The sequence below is a fragment of the Streptomyces sp. P13-3-3 genome (genome assembly GCF_050571355.1).
GTDB classification, from domain to species: Bacteria; Actinomycetota; Actinomycetes; order Streptomycetales; family Streptomycetaceae; genus Streptomyces; species Streptomyces althioticus.
Genome location: NZ_CP192228.1, coordinates 2,582,936 through 2,599,129, shown reverse-complemented (window position 1 = coordinate 2,599,129; position 16,194 = coordinate 2,582,936). Strand labels below are relative to the sequence as shown.

Annotated in this window: 9 protein-coding genes; 3 read left to right on the top strand and 6 right to left on the bottom strand. The window is 74.1% G+C overall.

Annotated features, from left to right (window positions below; genetic code table 11):
- The first annotated feature begins 21 nt into the window (after nt 1-21).
- On the top strand, nt 22-1,533 hold the full coding sequence (gene glpK, locus ACQZOG_RS11780) for a glycerol kinase GlpK (protein ID WP_033275172.1): 1,512 nt from the start codon (nt 22-24) through the stop codon (nt 1,531-1,533).
- An 84-nt stretch (nt 1,534-1,617) separates the two neighbouring features.
- Here the strand turns inward: glpK and ACQZOG_RS11775 are convergent, their stop codons facing one another.
- From ACQZOG_RS11775 to ACQZOG_RS11755, 5 genes are read right to left on the bottom strand one after another with little or no spacing between them, the layout of a single operon-like run.
- Entirely contained in the window at nt 1,618-2,223 is a 606-nt protein-coding gene (locus ACQZOG_RS11775; RefSeq protein WP_033275171.1) for a GTP-binding protein, read from the bottom strand.
- Nucleotides 2,204-5,848 carry a hydantoinase B/oxoprolinase family protein gene (locus ACQZOG_RS11770; RefSeq protein ID WP_430741485.1) on the bottom strand — a complete coding sequence of 1,215 codons (3,645 nt, stop codon included), beginning with the start codon at nt 5,846-5,848 and terminating at the stop codon, nt 2,204-2,206. The genes ACQZOG_RS11775 and ACQZOG_RS11770 overlap by 20 nt, the downstream gene beginning before the upstream one ends.
- Before the next feature lie 24 nt (nt 5,849-5,872).
- A complete protein-coding gene (locus tag ACQZOG_RS11765; protein ID WP_033275169.1) occupies nt 5,873-6,268 on the bottom strand; it encodes a DUF742 domain-containing protein in 396 nt (131 codons plus the stop codon).
- Nucleotides 6,269-6,277: 9 nt separating this feature from the next.
- On the bottom strand, nt 6,278-6,709 hold the full coding sequence (locus ACQZOG_RS11760) for a roadblock/LC7 domain-containing protein (protein ID WP_033275168.1): 432 nt from the start codon (nt 6,707-6,709) through the stop codon (nt 6,278-6,280).
- Nucleotides 6,706-9,621: a nitrate- and nitrite sensing domain-containing protein gene (locus ACQZOG_RS11755; protein ID WP_382005993.1), complete on the bottom strand. Its 2,916-nt coding sequence runs from the start codon at nt 9,619-9,621 to the stop codon at nt 6,706-6,708. The genes ACQZOG_RS11760 and ACQZOG_RS11755 overlap by 4 nt, the downstream gene beginning before the upstream one ends.
- Nucleotides 9,622-10,040: 419 nt before the next feature.
- Here ACQZOG_RS11755 and ACQZOG_RS11750 point away from each other — a divergent pair, with 419 nt between their 5' ends.
- Both ACQZOG_RS11750 and ACQZOG_RS11745 read left to right on the top strand, forming a co-directional pair.
- Entirely contained in the window at nt 10,041-10,586 is a 546-nt protein-coding gene (locus ACQZOG_RS11750; protein WP_033275167.1) for a hypothetical protein, read from the top strand.
- 87 nt (nt 10,587-10,673) lie between these two features.
- On the top strand, nt 10,674-11,468 hold the full coding sequence (locus ACQZOG_RS11745; RefSeq protein WP_193456123.1) for an IclR family transcriptional regulator: 795 nt from the start codon (nt 10,674-10,676) through the stop codon (nt 11,466-11,468).
- A 93-nt stretch (nt 11,469-11,561) separates the two neighbouring features.
- Here the strand turns inward: ACQZOG_RS11745 and ACQZOG_RS11740 are convergent, their stop codons facing one another.
- A complete protein-coding gene (locus ACQZOG_RS11740; RefSeq protein WP_430741484.1) occupies nt 11,562-16,187 on the bottom strand; it encodes a hypothetical protein in 4,626 nt (1,541 codons plus the stop codon).
- Nucleotides 16,188-16,194: the final 7 nt, after the last annotated feature.

Below are 16,194 nucleotides of genomic sequence, written 5' to 3'. Positions count from 1 at the left end.
ACCACCGACGAAGGGGACGTCATGACGGACAAGTTCGTCGCCGCGATCGACCAGGGCACCACCTCCAGCCGTTGCATCGTCTTCGACCAGCACGGCGCGGTCGTCGCCGTCGACCAGCGCGAGCACCGCCAGATCTTCCCGAAGCCGGGCTGGGTGGAGCACGACGCGACCGAGATCTGGTCGAAGGTGCAGGCGGTGGTGGCCGGCGCGCTCGCCAAGGCGGGCCTGCGCGCCGACCAGCTCAGCGCGCTGGGCATCACCAACCAGCGTGAGACGACGGTCCTGTGGGACCGGTCCACGGGCAAGCCCGTGCACAACGCCGTCGTGTGGCAGGACACCCGCACCGCGGGCCTGTGCGCACAGCTCGGCGGCTCCGACGGACAGGACCGGTTCCGCGACCGCACGGGCCTGCCGCTGGCCAGCTACTTCTCCGGACCCAAGGCGGCCTGGCTGCTGGACAACGTACCCGGGCTGCGGGCCCGCGCGGAGAACGGCGAGATCGCGTTCGGCACCATCGACTCCTGGCTGATCTGGAACCTCACCGGCGGCACCGACGGCGGACGGCACGTCACCGACGTGACCAACGCCGGACGGACGATGCTGATGAACCTGGAGACCCTCCAGTGGGACCCGACCGTCCTCGCCGCGATGAATGTCCCCGAGGCGGTGCTCCCGGAGATCAGGTCCTCCGCCGAGGTCTACGGCACCGCCGTGGGCCAGCTCTCCGGGGTCCCCGTCGCCTCCGCGCTGGGCGACCAGCAGGCGGCGGTCTTCGGACAGGCCTGCTACGACGTCGGCACCGCCAAGAACACCTATGGCACCGGGAGTTTCCTGCTGCTCAACACCGGTGACCGGCCGGTCCCGTCGAAGCACGGGCTGCTCACCACCATGGGCTACAAGATCGGCGACGAGGCGCCCGTCTACTGCCTGGAGGGGTCGATCGCCCTCACGGGCGCGCTGGTGCAGTGGTTCCGCGACCAGCTCGGCATCATCCGCACCGCGGACGAGATAGAGCCGCTCGCCGCGAGCGTGGAGGACAACGGCGGGGCGTACATCGTGCCCGCGTTCTCCGGCCTCTTCGCCCCGTACTGGCGCTCCGACGCGCGCGGTGTCGTCACGGGCCTGACCCGTTACGTCACCAAGGCGCACCTGGCGCGGGCGGTGCTGGAGGCGACGAGCTGGCAGACGCGTGAGGTCGTCGACGCCATGTACCAGGATTCCGGGGTGCGCATCACCACGCTGAAGGTCGACGGCGGCATGACGAAGAACGGCCTGCTGATGCAGCACCAGGCGGACGTGCTCGACGTGCCGGTGATCAGGCCCAGGGTGTCGGAGACGACCTGCCTGGGCGCCGCCTACGCGGCGGGACTGGCCACGGGCGTGTGGAACGGCCTGGACGAGCTGAAGTCGCACTGGCGGAAGGACGCCGAGTGGACGCCCGGCATGTCGTCGTCCGTGCGGGACCGTGAGTACCGCAACTGGCGCAAGGCGGTGGAGAAGAGCCTCGGCTGGGTCGAGGAGGGCGAGGACTGAGCCGTGCGCGCGGGGTGACCCGTCCGTCGTGCGGCGGCTCGTGCTCCTGTCGGCGGGAGCACGGGCCGCGTCCGCGCGGCCGGGTCAGGTGGTGACCGCGCTGCGCCGTCGCGCCGCCTGGGTCATGGCGTGCTGGACGACGCCGACCAGGACCTCCTTGACCGACTCGCGGTCGCGCGCGTCGGTCAGCACCAGCGGTACGTCGTCGTCGAGGTCGAGGGCCCTGCGTACCGCGTCCTCCGGGTAACGGGCCGACCCCTCGAAGCAGTTGACGCCGACCACGAAGGGTATGGCGCGCCGCTCGAAGTAGTCGACGGCGGCGAAGCAGTCCTCCAGGCGCCGGGTGTCGGCGAGGACCACCGCGCCGAGCGCGCCCTCGGACAGCTCGTCCCACATGAACCAGAAACGCTCCTGCCCGGGCGTGCCGAACAGGTACAGCACCAGGTCCTCGCGCAGGGTGATGCGCCCGAAGTCCATGGCGACGGTGGTGGTGCTCTTCGCCTCGACGCCGCTGGTGTCGTCGACGGGCCGCCCGGCCTCCGTGAGGAGTTCCTCGGTGCGCAGCGGCCTGATCTCGCTGACCGCGCCGACGAGCGTGGTCTTGCCCACGCCGAAGCCGCCGGCCACCAGGATCTTGAGCGTGACCGGCTCGACCGGGGGCTTGCCGCGCTCAGAACGCCCGAAGATCATCGGTCTCTTCTCCTGCTCGATCGTGGTCGGGCGGCGGGCCGTATCCCCCGCCGCCGGGGGTTTCGATGACGAGGACGTCGCCGGGGCCGACGTCCGCCGAGTCGCTGCCGGCGAGCGGGGTGACGGTGCCGTCGGCCCGCTCGATCCGGTTGGCGCCCGTCGCTCCGGGGTGTCCGCCCGCCATGCCGTAGGGCGGCACCCTGCGGTGCTGGGACAGCGTGGAGACGGTCATGGGCTCCAGGAAGCGGATGCGGCGCACGGCTCCGTCGCCGCCGCGCCACCGTCCGGCGCCGCCGCTGCCCCGGCGCACGGCGAACTCGTCGAGCCGGACCGGCAGCCGCCACTCCAGGATCTCCGGGTCGGTGAGCCGGGAGTTGGTCATGTGGGTCTGGACGACGGGTGCGCCGTCGTGGCCCTCCCCGGCGCCGGAACCCGACGCCACCGTCTCGTAGTACTGGTGGCGGGCGTTGCCGAAGGTCACGTTGTTCATGGTGCCGGACCCCTCGGCCTGGACGCCGAGCGCCGCGTAGAGGGCGCCGGTGACGGCCTGTGAGGTCTCCACGTTGCCCGCGACGACGGCGGCCGGGGGTTCGGGCGCGAGCAGGGAGCCGGGCGGGACGACGATGCGCAGCGGGCGCAGGCAGCCGTCGTTGAGCGGGATGTCGTCGTCGACCAGGGTGCGGAAGACGTACAGGACGGCCGCGTTGACGACGGAGAAGGGCGCGTTGAAATTGGTGGCGAGCTGCGGCGAGGTGCCGGTGAAGTCGATCGTCGCGGAGCGTGCGGCGCGGTCCACGCGCACCTTGACGCGGATGACGGCGCCGGAGTCGGTCTCGTAGGCGTACGCGCCGTCGTCGAGGGCGTCGACGACGCGGCGCACCGCTTCCTCCGCGTTGTCCTGGACGTGCCGCATGTAGGCCTGGACGACGTCGAGGCCGTAGGTGTCGATCATGCGGCCGACCTCTTCGACGCCCTTGTGGTTGGCGGCGATCTGGGCGCGCAGGTCGGCGAGGTTGGTGGCCGGGTTGCGGGAGGGGTGGGCCGCCCCGGTGAGCAGGCGGAGGGTCTCCTCCTCGCGGAACCGGCCGTTCTCGGTGAGCAGCCAGTTGTCGAAGAGGACGCCCTCCTCCTCGATGGTGCGGCTGTTCGCGGGCATGGAGCCGGGCGCGATGCCGCCGATCTCGGCGTGGTGTCCGCGGGAGGCGACGTGGAAGAGGACCTCGGGTTCCGTGCCGTCCTCGGGCGTGCCGAAGACGGGGGTGATGACGGTGACGTCGGGCAGGTGGGTGCCGCCGTGGTACGGGTCGTTGACGGCGTAGGTGTCGCCGGGGCGCATGGAGGCGCCGCGCCGCCGGATGACCTCCTTGACGCTGGTGCCCATCGAGCCGAGGTGGACGGGGATGTGCGGGGCGTTGGCCACCAGGTTCCCGTCCGGGTCGAAGAGGGCGCAGGAGAAGTCCAGCCGTTCCTTGATGTTGACGGACTGGGCGGTGGACTCCAGGCGCGCGCCCATCTGTTCGGCGATGGACATGAAGAGGTTGTTGAAGATCTCCAGCAGGACGGGGTCGACCTCCGTGTCCACCTCGGACCCCTGCGGGACGGTCACGCGCTCCATGACGAGGTGTCCGTCGTCGGTGGTGGCGGCCCGCCAGCCGTCGTCGACGACGGTCGTGGAGCCGTCCTCGGCGATGATCGCGGGGCCGGTGACGGTCTCCCCGGGAGGAAGGTCCTCGCGGCGGTGGAGGGGGACGTCCCGCCAGGCGCCCCCGGTGTGCAGGCGGACGGTGACAGGTGCGGCGGGCCGTCCGGACCAGGTGGCGAGGGCGGAGAGGTCGGGAGGTTCGGTGGTGCCGGTGGCCTCGACGGACAGGGCCTCGACGACGACCGGGCGGTCGAGGGTGAAGGAGTAGGTGGCGCGGTGCCGGTCCTCGAAGGCGCGCCGCATCGTGTCCGGGTCGGTGAGCCCGACGGTGAGGGTGGTGTCGGTGCCGTCGTAGCGCAGCTGCGCCCGGTGGGTGACGGCGATGCGCTCCTCCGGGACGTCCTCGGCGAGGAGTTCGGCGCGGGCGGTCTCCTCCAGCTCGTCGGCGATCGCCTGGACTCGGGGCATGGCGGCGGCCTCCAGCGGTGCCTCGACGGAGCGTTCGCGCATGGCGGTGGTGTCGGCGAGGCCGATGCCGAGGGCGGACAGCACGCCCGCCATGGGCGGTACGAGGACGGTGCGGATGCCGAGGGAGTCCGCGACCATGCACGCGTGCTGGCCGCCCGCCCCGCCGAAGGTGGTGAGGGCGTACCGCGTGATGTCGTGGCCCTTCTGCACGGAGATGCGCTTGACCGCGGCCGCGATGTTCGCGACGGCGATCTGGAGATAGCCCTCGGCGACCTGTTCGGGGGTGCGGTTGTCGCCGGTGCTCTCGTGGATCTCGCGGGCGAGCGCGGTGAAGCGCGCGCGGACCAGGTCCGCGTCGAGCGGCTGGTCGCCGCCCGGGCCGAACACGGCCGGGAAGTGGGCGGGCTGGATGCGGCCCAGCATGACGTTGGCGTCGGTGACGGCGAGCGGGCCGCCGCGCCGGTAGCAGGCGGGGCCGGGGTCGGCGCCCGCCGAGTCGGGTCCGACGCGGTAGCGGGAGCCGTCGAAGTGGAGGACCGAGCCGCCTCCGGCGGCGACGGTGTGGATGTCGAGCATCGGGGCGCGCAGCCGCACCCCGGCGATCTGCGTGGTGAAGACGCGCTCGTACTCGCCGGCGAAGTGGGAGACGTCGGTGGAGGTGCCGCCCATGTCGAACCCGATGACCCGGTCGAAGCCGGCGAGCTGCGACATGCGGGCCATGCCGACGATCCCGCCGGCCGGTCCGGACAGGACGGCGTCCTTGCCGCGGAACTGCCGGGCCTCGGTCAGCCCGCCGTTGGACTGCATGAACATCAGCCGCACGCCTTCGAGCGCGTCGGCGACCTGGCGCACGTAGCGGCGCAGCACGGGTGAGAGATAGGCGTCGACGACGGCGGTGTCCCCGCGCGGCACCAGCTTCATCAGCGGACTGGTCTCGCTGGAGAGGGAGATCTGCGGGAAGCCGGTACGGGCGGCGAGTTCCCCGACGGCCTGTTCGTGGGCGGGGTGGCGGTCGCTGTGCAGGCAGACCACGGCGACGGCCCGGATCCCGTCGTCGTACGCCTGCCGCAGCGGGCCTTCGAGGGCGTCGAGGTCGGGGGCGCGCAGCACGGTGCCGTCGGCGGCGACGCGTTCGTCCACCTCGACGACCCGCTCGTGCAGTGGTAAGGGCAGGTCGATGCGGCGCGCGAAGATGTACGGGCGGTTCTGGTAGGCGATCCGCAGGGCGTCGCGGAAGCCCCGGGTGACGACCAGCAGGGTGCGCTCGCCCTTGCGTTCGAGGAGGGCGTTGGTGGCGACGGTGGTGCCCATGCGGACGACGTCGACGGGGTCGTCGGAGCCGTCCAGCAGCGCGCGGACGCCGGTGACGGCCGCGTCGGCGCCGGGCGGGCCGGAGCGGTCCGGGCCGGGGTGGTCGGAGAGGACCTTGCGGGTGAGCAGCCGGCCGTCGGGGCGACGCGCGACGATGTCGGTGAAGGTGCCGCCTCGGTCGACCCAGAACTGCCAGCCTGTCACGTCACTACCCCGCTTCCGCGCCGGTCACAGCGCCCGGAGGCCGTTGATCACGTCGCGCAGAATACTCTCGTCCGGCAGCTCCGCCGGGGGTACCGGCCGGTTCACGTGGACGAATTCCGCGTCCACGAGATCTCCCACGAGGACCCGGACCACGCCGACCGGCAGGTCGAGGCCGGCGGCGAGTTCGGCGACCGACTGGGGCGTGTCGCGGCACAGCCCGACGATGTCGACGTGCTCCGGGGAGAGGGAGGGGTCGTCCTCCGCGTCGTCCGCGTGCGGCTCCGCGACGACCACGGCGATCAGGTCGAGGCGGTGCTGGGCCGCACTGGTGGTGCGGCCCCGCGTCATGGCGTACGGACGGACGACCGGTCCGGCCTCGTCGTCGAACCAGTGGCTCCTACCCTGACCGTGATCGCTCATGTCGGTCCACTACCCACCCGAGGGCAGATCGGTGCGTGGCGCGGCGCCCAGGTGCACGCCGACCCGCTTCACCAGGAGGGTCATCTCGTAGGCCACCTGGCCCACGTCGGAGTCGGCGTCCGCGAGGACCGCGAGGCAGCTGCCGTCCCCGGCCGCGGTGACGAACAGGAACGCCTCGTCGAGCTCGACGACGGTCTGGCGGACCTCGCCGGCCTCGAAGTGGCGCCCCACGCCCTTGGCGAGGCTGTGGAAGCCGGAGGCGACGGCGGCCAGGTGCTCGCTGTCCTCCCGGGTGAGGTCCTGGGACGCCCCCGTGGGCAGACCGTCGCCGGAGAGCACGATCGCCTTGCGGATGCTGGCGACGCGGTCCACCAGGTCGTCGAGGAGCCAGTTCAGCTCGCCCTTGTCGTTCGTGTGGCCGGTGGCGCTCGGTTCGGTCATCGACCGTCCCCCTTAGTCCTTCGTCGTGGTGCTGTGCCGCTGCCGGCGTCGTCGCCCGCGGCGTTCTCCTCCCGGCCGCGCTGCCAGCCGCGCTGGAGCGAGGCCATGCGGCTGCGTACTTCGTCCGCGTCCCGTTCGGCGGGCCGGGCCCGGTCGGTCTTCCGGGCCGCGGCGTCGCGCTTGAGCTGCGGGGCCAGGCTGGCCTGCCGCACGCGCCGGGGCAGTGCCGCGCCGTCGGGCTGCGGTGAGCCGGTGTCCGTGTCGCCGGTGACCGGGGAGGAGTCGTCGGGGCCGCCGTGCGTGGTCGCGGGGCGGCGGGCGGGGGCGCCGGACGCCGGGTCCGCGGGACCGGGCGCCTGAGTGGCGTCCCCTTCCGCGGGGCCCTCGGCCGGGCGGACGGGTCCGGTGCCGCGGCGGCGGCTGGGCAGGGGCGGCGGTGTCTCCGCGCCCGGCTGCTCCTTGTCGCGTCCGGGGAGTTCCGACACGGGTTCGGCGCCGGCACGGCCGATGGCCCGGCGGCCGGTGTCGCCGCGCCGCCGGGACGGCAGCGGAGGCGGCTCGTCCGCGTCGGGGCGGGTGTGCGGGGCGGCGGCGTCGTCGTCGGTCCGTCCGCCGCGGGCCCGCTGGTCGCGGACCGGGCGGCCGTGGGAGCTGACCAGCTTGGGGGTCGCCCGACGGGTGAGCGGCACGGGTCCGCTCCCCCGCTCGCCGGCCGAGTCCCGCTCGTCGTCGGCGGTCTCGTGCCGTGCGGTGTAGCGGCCGGGCCGTTCGTCGTCCGGGTGGGAGCGGCGGGGCCGGAACAGGCCGCCGTGCTCGCCGTCCTCGTCGTCCAGGGCGGGGAAGCCGTCGAGGGCGTCCAGGTCGACGGGCGCCTCGAGTTCGACCGGTCCGTCCAGCACGGAGGCGGGCAGACCGGGCAGGGCGACGGGCACCTGGGAGAGCGCGGCGCGGCGGCTGTCCGCCGGTTCCTTCTCCGTGCGGTGCGGGCGGTCGAGGCGGAATCCGACGCCGTTGGTGTCGGGCACGTCGTCGGTGAGCAGTGCGTCCGGGATGAAGACGACGGCCGTGGTGCCGCCGTACGGGGACGGCTGGAGGGAGACACGGACGTTCTGCCGCTGGGCGAGCCGGCTGACGACGAACAGGCCCAGCCGGTCGGTGTCGGAGAGCTCGAACTCCGGTGTCTCCGCGAGCCGCAGGTTGGCGTCGAGCAGTGCGTCGGCGGCCATGCCGAGGCCCCGGTCGTGGATCTCCAGGGTGAAGCCGTTGCCGACGCGTTCGCCGACGACCTGGACGGCGGTGTGCGGCGGGGAGAACACGGTGGCGTTCTCCAGCAGTTCGGCCACCAGGTGCGTGAGGTCGGCGACGGCGGGACCGGTGACGGCGACCCTGGGGAGCCGGCGGACCTCGATGCGCTCGTAGTCCTCGACCTCGGCGACGGAGGCCCGTACGACGTCCATGAGCTGGACGGGCTTGCGCCACTGCCGGGAGGGGGCTGCGCCGGAGAGGATGACCAGGCCCTCGGCGTGGCGGCGCATACGGGTGGTCAGGTGGTCCAGCCGGAACAGGTCGGCGAGTTCCTCGGTGTCGTCGGTACGGCGCTCCATCGCGTCGAGCAGGGTGAGCTGCTTGTGCAGCAGCACCTGGCTGCGGCGGGCGAGGTTGACGAACACCTCGGAGACGCCGGACCGCAGTTCGGCCTGTTTGACGGCGGCCTCGACGGCGGCGCGCTGGAGGGTGTTGAGGGCCTGGCCGACCTCGCCGATCTCGTTCTTGTCGTACTCGAGGCGCGGGACCTCGGTCTCGACGTCGACCTGCTCGCCGGCCGAGAGACGGCGCATCACGCTGGGCAGCCGCACCCCGGAGGCCTCGTGGGCCTCCAGGCGCAGCTGCCTGAGGTCGCGGATGAGTTTCCGGCCGACGCGCACGGAGAGGTACAGGGAGAACAGCAGGGCGGCGAGACCGAGCACACCGGCGGCGACGGCCTTGGCGATGACGCCCATGGCGACGGGCCGGACGCGTTCCTGGTAGCGGTCGGTCGCCTGGTCGTTGAGGGCGCCGAGTTCGTCGAGCACCTCTCCGGCGGCGGTGTCCCAGCTCTTGGCGGTGACGCCGCGGGGCTCGCCGTCCTCGGCGAAGACGGCGGCCTGCTCGCCGACCCGCAGCGGGGCGGTCGTGGCGTTGCCCCAGAAGGTGTCGTAGCGGTCGCGTTCGTCGGCGGGGAGCTGCGGCAGGGCGGTCTCGTACAGCAGGGTGCGCTGGGCCATGAGGTCGGAGACGTCCCGCACCTCGGTCGGGGCCAGCTTGCCGACGATCAGGGCGGAGCCGAGCAGGGCGTCCTCGCGGGAGAGCAGTTCGCGGGCGCGGGAGAGGTTCACCAGGGCGCGGTACTGCTTGTCGAGGCCGACGTCCTCGACGACGTGCAGGTCGGACAACAGCACGTAGCAGGGGTCGACGAGGCGGTTGTAGAGGTCGAGCGCCTGGCGGCGGTCGACGGTGCCGTCGTCGACGCTGCGGCGGAGGGACTCGATGCCCTCGAACGAGTCGAGGGCGGCGTCGAGTTTGTCGGAACTGCCGTGCATGGCCTCGCGCACGCCGTCGCCGGACGCGCTCCTGCGGACGGCGGCCACGGCCCTGTCCGTGGCCGCGCGGCTCGCCTTGAGAGCCGTGAGGCCGTCGGAGGCGCGGGGGTCGGCGAGATGGACGAGGGTCTGGCGCCGTTCCTGCTGGAGGACGCGGACGGTGTCCTCGACGGGGTAGCCGACCTTCTCCATCACCGACGACACGTCGAACAGGTGGCTCGCCTCACGGCTCGTGAGCACGGTGGTGAAGGCCCAGAGCGTGGTGAGGGACAGCAGCGGCACGAGGAGCAGCGCCACGATCTTCCGGCGGATGGACTTCCCGCGAAAGCGCATGGCCTCCCCCAGCTCGGTCCCCCGGGTGACCGAGGGCACACATGTGCGTCAACAAACGGCGCGAGCCTACTACCGCCCCGGGGCCAACTCGAAGACCCGTCCGGAGGGTTCGATTCCGGCACGCGGCCGGTTCGGGAGGAGTTGTCCGGCCATTGCGGGAGATTGCCTCCCGGAATCCGGGGCGGGTTCCCCGGCCCTTCCTTCCAGGTTTCACAGGGTGGTTGGCCTAAATCTTTCCGGACCGGGAATCTTCACGAGTCCCCGCGCGTCCTTACCTGCGGGACATGGGGGCGGAATCGGCCACAGGAGCCGTGTCCCGCACCTGGGCGGCGTAAAACGGCGCAACCCGGGCAGCCAATGGGGAGCCGGGTCTTCGGACAGCAGCAGCGGGCTGGCGGCGGTGGGGAGTGACACGGGTGATGGGCACGGCGGAGCGGCGTGAGACGTCCGGCGACGGCACGGCGGCGCGGGAGGCGACGCGGCAGCAGGCCGCGCCGGCCCCGCGTACGCGGGACGCGGCCGGGCGGCGGGCGGACGACGGACCCGCCCGGGAGGCGGCCGAGGTCCGGGCGGCGTACCGGCCGCTGTGGGTGGAGGAGCCGGCCAAGCGGCGCAGGCTGCCCGATCCGGTGCGGACGGCCGCGGTGCGGGCGGTGCTGATCATCTCGGTGACGCTGATCCAGGCCATGGTGGCCCTGCTGTGCACACTGGCCGGATCCTGGCTCGCCTTCCCGATGGTCATCAGCAGCGTCGTCAGCACCATCGCGGCCACCTGGGCGGTGCTGGACGTGTGGGTGACCCGCCAGGTGTGGAACCAGCGGCACGGCGTGGTGTCCACGCCCAGCAGCACGGCCCGTGCGCTGCGCCGCGAGCGTCGCCAGGCCCGCCGGTCGCAGCGCGCCGCCGAGCGCGAGCGGGCCCGCATACGCCGGCGGGGCGGCGCCGGGCAGCTGTCCCACCCGTAACACCCGCCGTCGGTAGGGTGGCGTCCCGTACGACGCACGGCCCGGCGGGCGCGGTGCACCGGGTGTACGGATGAGTGAGGGCCGGCCATGACCCGTGCGGGACGCCCCGTGGAGCAGGGGAGGAGCACGAGCGGCGCCGTGCAGTCCGTGGACCGGGCGGTGACGGTGCTGGAGATCCTCGCCCGGCGCGGCGAGGCGGGTGTCACGGAGATCGCAGACGCGATGGGCGTGCACCGCTCCACCGCCTTCCGGCTGCTGGGCGTCCTGGAGAACCGGGGCCTGGTCGGGCAGGCCGGTGACCGCGGCAAGTACCACCTCGGCGCCGGTGTGCTGCGCCTCGCGGGAGCGGCGGCCGTGCGGCTGGACGTCTCCCAGGAGGCCGTCCCCGTCTGCCGGGACCTCGCCGACGAGCTGGGCGAGACGGTCAACGCCGCGGTGCTGGACGAGGACGCGGCCGTCAACATCATGCAGGCACGCGGCACGGCCGCGGTGACGGCGCAGGACTGGCTGGGCCGGCGCACGGCGCTGCACGCGACGTCCAGCGGCAAGGTGTTCCTCGCCCACATGACGCCGGGGCGCCGCGAGGAGCAACTGGCCCGCCCGCTGCGCCGGTTCACCGAACACACCCTCACGGACGCGTCCGTGCTGCGCCCCGAGCTGGAGCGGGTGCCCGAGCAGGGGTACGCCGCGACGCGCGAGGAGCTGGAACTGGGCCTCGTCGCCGTCGCGGCCCCGGTCCGCGCGCACGACGGCGCGGTGATCGCCGCGATCAGCGTCTCGGGCCCGGTCTTCCGGATGACCCCGGACCGGGTCCCCACGCTGGGCGCCAGGACGGCCGCGGCGGCGGAGGAACTGTCGCGGCGGATGGGGTACGGGTTCTGACGGCGCGGCCGGCGGGACCTTCGGCGGTGCGGCCACCAGCCCTCTGTCCCCGCGGCCTCGCGTCACGGCGCGGACGAGGTCCGCGCCCGCCCCTCAGCTCGTCGTCGCCGGGCGCTTGAACATGCGTGTCGCCGTGATCTCGCTGTGGGTCTCCTCGCCGGGGTCCGGCTGGGGCAGGCCCGGGCGGAGGTGCTCCTCCACGCTGATGTACTTCAGGCCCGCCCGCAGGTCGGCGTCGTTGCGGAGGCGGATGACCAGCGGGAACTCCGCGAGGGCCGTGGTGTCGAACAGGCCCGTGGTGTACAGCAGCTGGACGCCGAGCGCGTCGGCGACCGCCCGCTGGAGCTCCAGCAGATAGGTCGCGTTGGCCCGGCCGATGGGGTTGTCGAGGAACAGCGTGCCGGCGTGCCGGTGCTTGTCCCGTCCCCGGTCGTTGGAGCGCAGCGCGGCCATCGTGCAGTACAGGGCGATGGCCGCGGTGAGCAGCTGCCCGCCGGAGAACACGTCGCCCATCTGCCCGACCGGCACCCGCTCGGCGCGCAGCACCGCGTCCGGCTTGAGGATCTCGACGGCCACGCCCTTCGGCCGCAGGGCGGCGGCGACGCCCCGCAGCAGCAGGGACATCCCGTCGCGCCGCAGGTCGGAGTTCTTCTTGACGGCCGCGCGGGTGGCCTCGTCGACGACCTCGCCGAGCCGCTCGGTGAGCGTGGCCTGGTCGGGCTCCTCGAAGCGGATGCGCAGGAACTCCTGGCCCGACCACTCCCCCAGCCCTTCGGGGAGCCGGGACAGCCGCTGGGCGGAGCGCAGGGTGGCGAGGGCGGACTCGACCAGGCCGCGCAGCCGGTCCACGATCGAGTCGCGGTTGCGCTCCAGCTGTTCCAGCTCGTCGGTGAGGACCCGCAGCCGGGGGGCGAAGGCGTCGGCCCACTTCTTGGCGTGCTCCGGCAGTGCGGAGGCGGGGAGTTCGCGGATCTGCTGGCGGGCGGGTGTGCGGACCTGCTCGTAGCGGGTGGAGTTGGCGTGCCGCACCAGGACGTCGCTCGCCTCGCGCACGGCGGCCTCGGCCGCGGACAGGTCGGCGGCGCAGCCGCGCAGCGAGCGGCGCGCCTCGGCGGCGGACCGCCGGGCGTCGTCCAGGTCGCCGGGGTACGGCTCGGGCTGCTCCTGTTCCTCCTCGGCGGTGTGTTCACGCAGCAGGTCGCGGAGCATGGCGGCGATCTCGTCGAAGCCGCCGGCCGCGTCCTCGGCGGCCCGGTGGGCGGCGAGCAGCTCGGCGTGCGCCTCGCGGGCCTGACTCAGCTCCCCCTCCCGGGTGGCGAGTTCACCGGTGGCCGTGCGCAGGAGAGCCTGGGCGTGCTCGGCGTCGCGCGGGATCAGCTCCTCGGGGAGCTCCGTGTGCGCCTCGCCGTCGGCGGGGGCGAGACGCTCGGCCTCGCCGCGGAGCCGGCCGAGCTGCTCGCTCGCGCCGGACATCCGCGTCTCCAGGAGCTGCACCAGCTCCTCGGCTCGGGCGGCGGCCGCCTGCCTGCTGGGCCCGTCGGAGCCGTCGGGCGACTGGAGCAGCTGCTCGGCGCGGGTGCGGACCTTGTTGCTGAGCCGGTCCAGCTCGGCGCGGGCGGCGCTCTCGTCGCTCTCCGCCCGGGCCTGCTCGGCACGCAGGTCGGCGCCGACGCCGACCTTCTCGTACACCTGGGACGCGGCCCGGTAGGCCTCGCGCAGGGCGGGCAGGGACGCCTGCGGGGCGCCGTCGCCGTCCTCGGGCAGGTCGTCGGGGGCTCCGGCGATCTCGGAGCGTTCGGCGCGCAGGGTGCGCGCGGTGCGCCGGGCGTCGTCGGCGGCACGCTGGGCGGCGCGCCGGTCCTCGTCGGCGGCACGGGCGCGCTCCAGGCAGGACTGGGCGCGGGCCTCCGCCTCGGCGGCGTCGTCGGCCAGTTCACGCAATTTGGCCTGCCAGCCGGCGCGTTCCCGCAGCCGGAAGGCGAGTCCGGCGAGCGCGTCGGCGGCGCGCCGGGCCTTCTGGGCGGCCTCCTGCCGTTCGTCGCGGACCCGGACCGCCTCGGCGGCCGCTTCCTCGGCCTCCGCGCGCAGGCTGCGCGCCTCGGCCAGCTCCGCCTCGGTCTCCTCGGCGAACGCCCGTGCCTGCTCGGCCGTCGCGGCCAGCTCGGCGAGGCGGCCGGCCGGGCAGCCGGTGCGCCAGGAGGCGAGCCGCGCGGCGAGTTCACGGTCCTTGCCCAGCCGGGCGGCGAGGGCGCGGATCTCCTCGTCCCGCTCCGCCGCACGGGCGCGCAGCGCCTGCCGCTCCTCGTCGGCGGCGTGCTCGTCGTGCATGGCCGGGTTCGGCGGTACGAGGAACACGTCGTCGGCGTCGGACGCGGGCGTGGGCGCGAGCAGGGCGGCGGCGGTGCCGACCGCGACGGCGGACCGGGGCAGCAGGGCGGCGTCGCTCAGCGCCTCACGGGCGCGGACGTGGGAGTCGGGGTCGGTGATGACGACGCCGTCGACCAGCTCGGGGCGGGCGGCCAGCACGCGCGCGTGGTCGGCGGGGTCGACGGCCTGGGCGAGGTAGCGCCACCCGGGGAGGGCGGGGATGCCGTGCTCGCCGAGGAACTCGACGGTGGCCAGCACGTCCGGGCCGGGCGGCAGCAGTCCGCCGTCGCCGAGGGCGCCGAGGATGCGGGCGTCGTCCGCGGCGGCGGTGCGCAGCTCGAACAGCTGACGCTCGGCGGAGGACACGGCGTCGTCGAGCAGCTCGCGCAACTCGTCCGCGAACCGGTCGAGTTCCTCCGCGGTGAGTCCGCCCTCGCGGGGGCCGTCGGCCGGGCCTTCGGAGTCCGTGCGCTGGCCGGGTACGGCGGTCCGGCGCTTGCCGTAGCCGCCGGGCAGGCTGAGCAGTTCCTCGAGCCGCTGTTCGGCGGCGAGGCCCTCGGCGGTGCGGCGTTCGCCCTCGTGGGCGCGATCGGCGGCGGTGGCCGCGTCGGCGGCGCGGGCGGCGGTGAGTTCGGCGCGGCTCTCGGCGGCGGCCGTCTCGCGGGCGTGTTCGGTGGCCCGGCGGGCGGTCTCGCGGGCGGTGTCCCAGGCGGCGACGGTGGTCTTCTCGGCGTCGCTGGCCGCGAGGGCGGCGCGGGCCGGGTCGGCGTCGGGAGCGCTGTCGTCGAGCCAGCCGGCCCGGACGGCCTCGGCGGTCTCCTGCTCGACCTCGGTGAGCCGCTGGCGCAGGTGGCCGATCTCGCTGCGGGCGCGCTGCGCCTCGGTGGCGGCGGCGGTGGAGTCGCGGTAGGCGCCGTCGCTGACCTCCTGGAGGGCGGCGGAGCGCTCCTCCTCCTCGTCGGCGAGGCCCTCGGCGTCGCGCGCGGCGGCGTGCAGGGCGCGGACCAGGTCGACGGCGGCCTTGGCCCGGGCGGCGAGGGCCGGGGCGGCGTCCCGCTCGGCCTCCTGGATCGCGGCGGACACCCTGGCCACCCGGTCGGCGGCGGCGCGGTGCCGCAGCACGGACTCGGCGGCCTGCCAGGCGGCGTACAGGGTGCGTGCGTCGGCCAGTTCCCGCTTCTGGGCGGCGGCGGACTTCTCGGCGGCGGCGAGCGCCAGCGAGGCGTGCCGGTAGGCGAGTTCGGCGGCGACGGAGGCGCTGTGCGCGCGGGCGGACTCGGCCTGCGTGACGGCGTGGGCGGCGGAGGTCACGCGGTGGGCGAGGTCGGCCGCGCGCTCGCGCTCCTGGGCGCCGCGCGCGGAGAGCCTGCGGGCGAGGGTGCGGGTGCGGCGTTCGGCGGAGGCGTGGATCTCCCGGGCGCGGCTTCGGGTGTCGGCGGCCTCGACGATCCGGCCGAGCAGGTCCACCGAGCCGGCGGTGAAGTCGCGTTCGGCGATGAGTTCGGCGCGCCGGCCGAGCTTGTTGCCGAAGCCGCTGACCAGGTCGGCGAGGCCGTCGGTGTCACGGGTGTCGGTGACGGCGCGCAGCAGCAGGTCGGTGAAGTCGGAGTCCTTCTTCACCGCGAAGAGACCGGCCGCCTCGCCCTCGTCGGCGTTCATCTCCCGCTGGTAGCGGAAGAGTTCGGGGTCGAGCCCGAGGTCGCCGAGGTGCTCGGTCCAGCGCTCGTGGATCTCCTCCCAGTGCACCTCCAGGTGCGGGTAGGTCTTGCCCGCCTCGGTGAGGGCGTCACGGAAGCCCTTCATCGTGCGCCGCCGGCCGCGCGCGCCGGACTGGCCCTCGACGGGCGGGCGCACGGTGGTGGCCTCGGCGACCGGGAGGTTGTCGAGGCTGAGTCCGGGGCCGGGGCGGAAGGAGTACCAGGCCTCGGCGAACTTCCGCGGGTCGTTGGAGACCTGACGGCCGCGCCACTCGCTGACCTTGCCGACGACGACGCACTCGCCGGTCTGCACGTGCTGCCATTCGAGGGCGACGTGTCCGCAGTCGTCGGCGAGGAGGAACTTGCGCAGCACGCCGGAGCTGGCGCCGCCGAGGGTGTTGCGGTGGCCCGGCAGCATCACGGAGAAGATCAGCTTCAGCAGGACGGACTTGCCGCCGCCGTTCTCCAGGAAGAGCACGCCGGCGGGCGCGGGGCGGCGGGGCGGGCCGACGGGCTCGTCCGCGAAGAACTCCGCCTGCGTCGGCGCCGGGTTCGGCACGGTGGCTCCGACGCCGCGCAGGTCGAGCACGGTGTCGGCGTAGCGTGCGCCGGCCGGTCCGATGGAGTAGAGGCGGACCCGGGACAGCTCGTACATGGCGGAC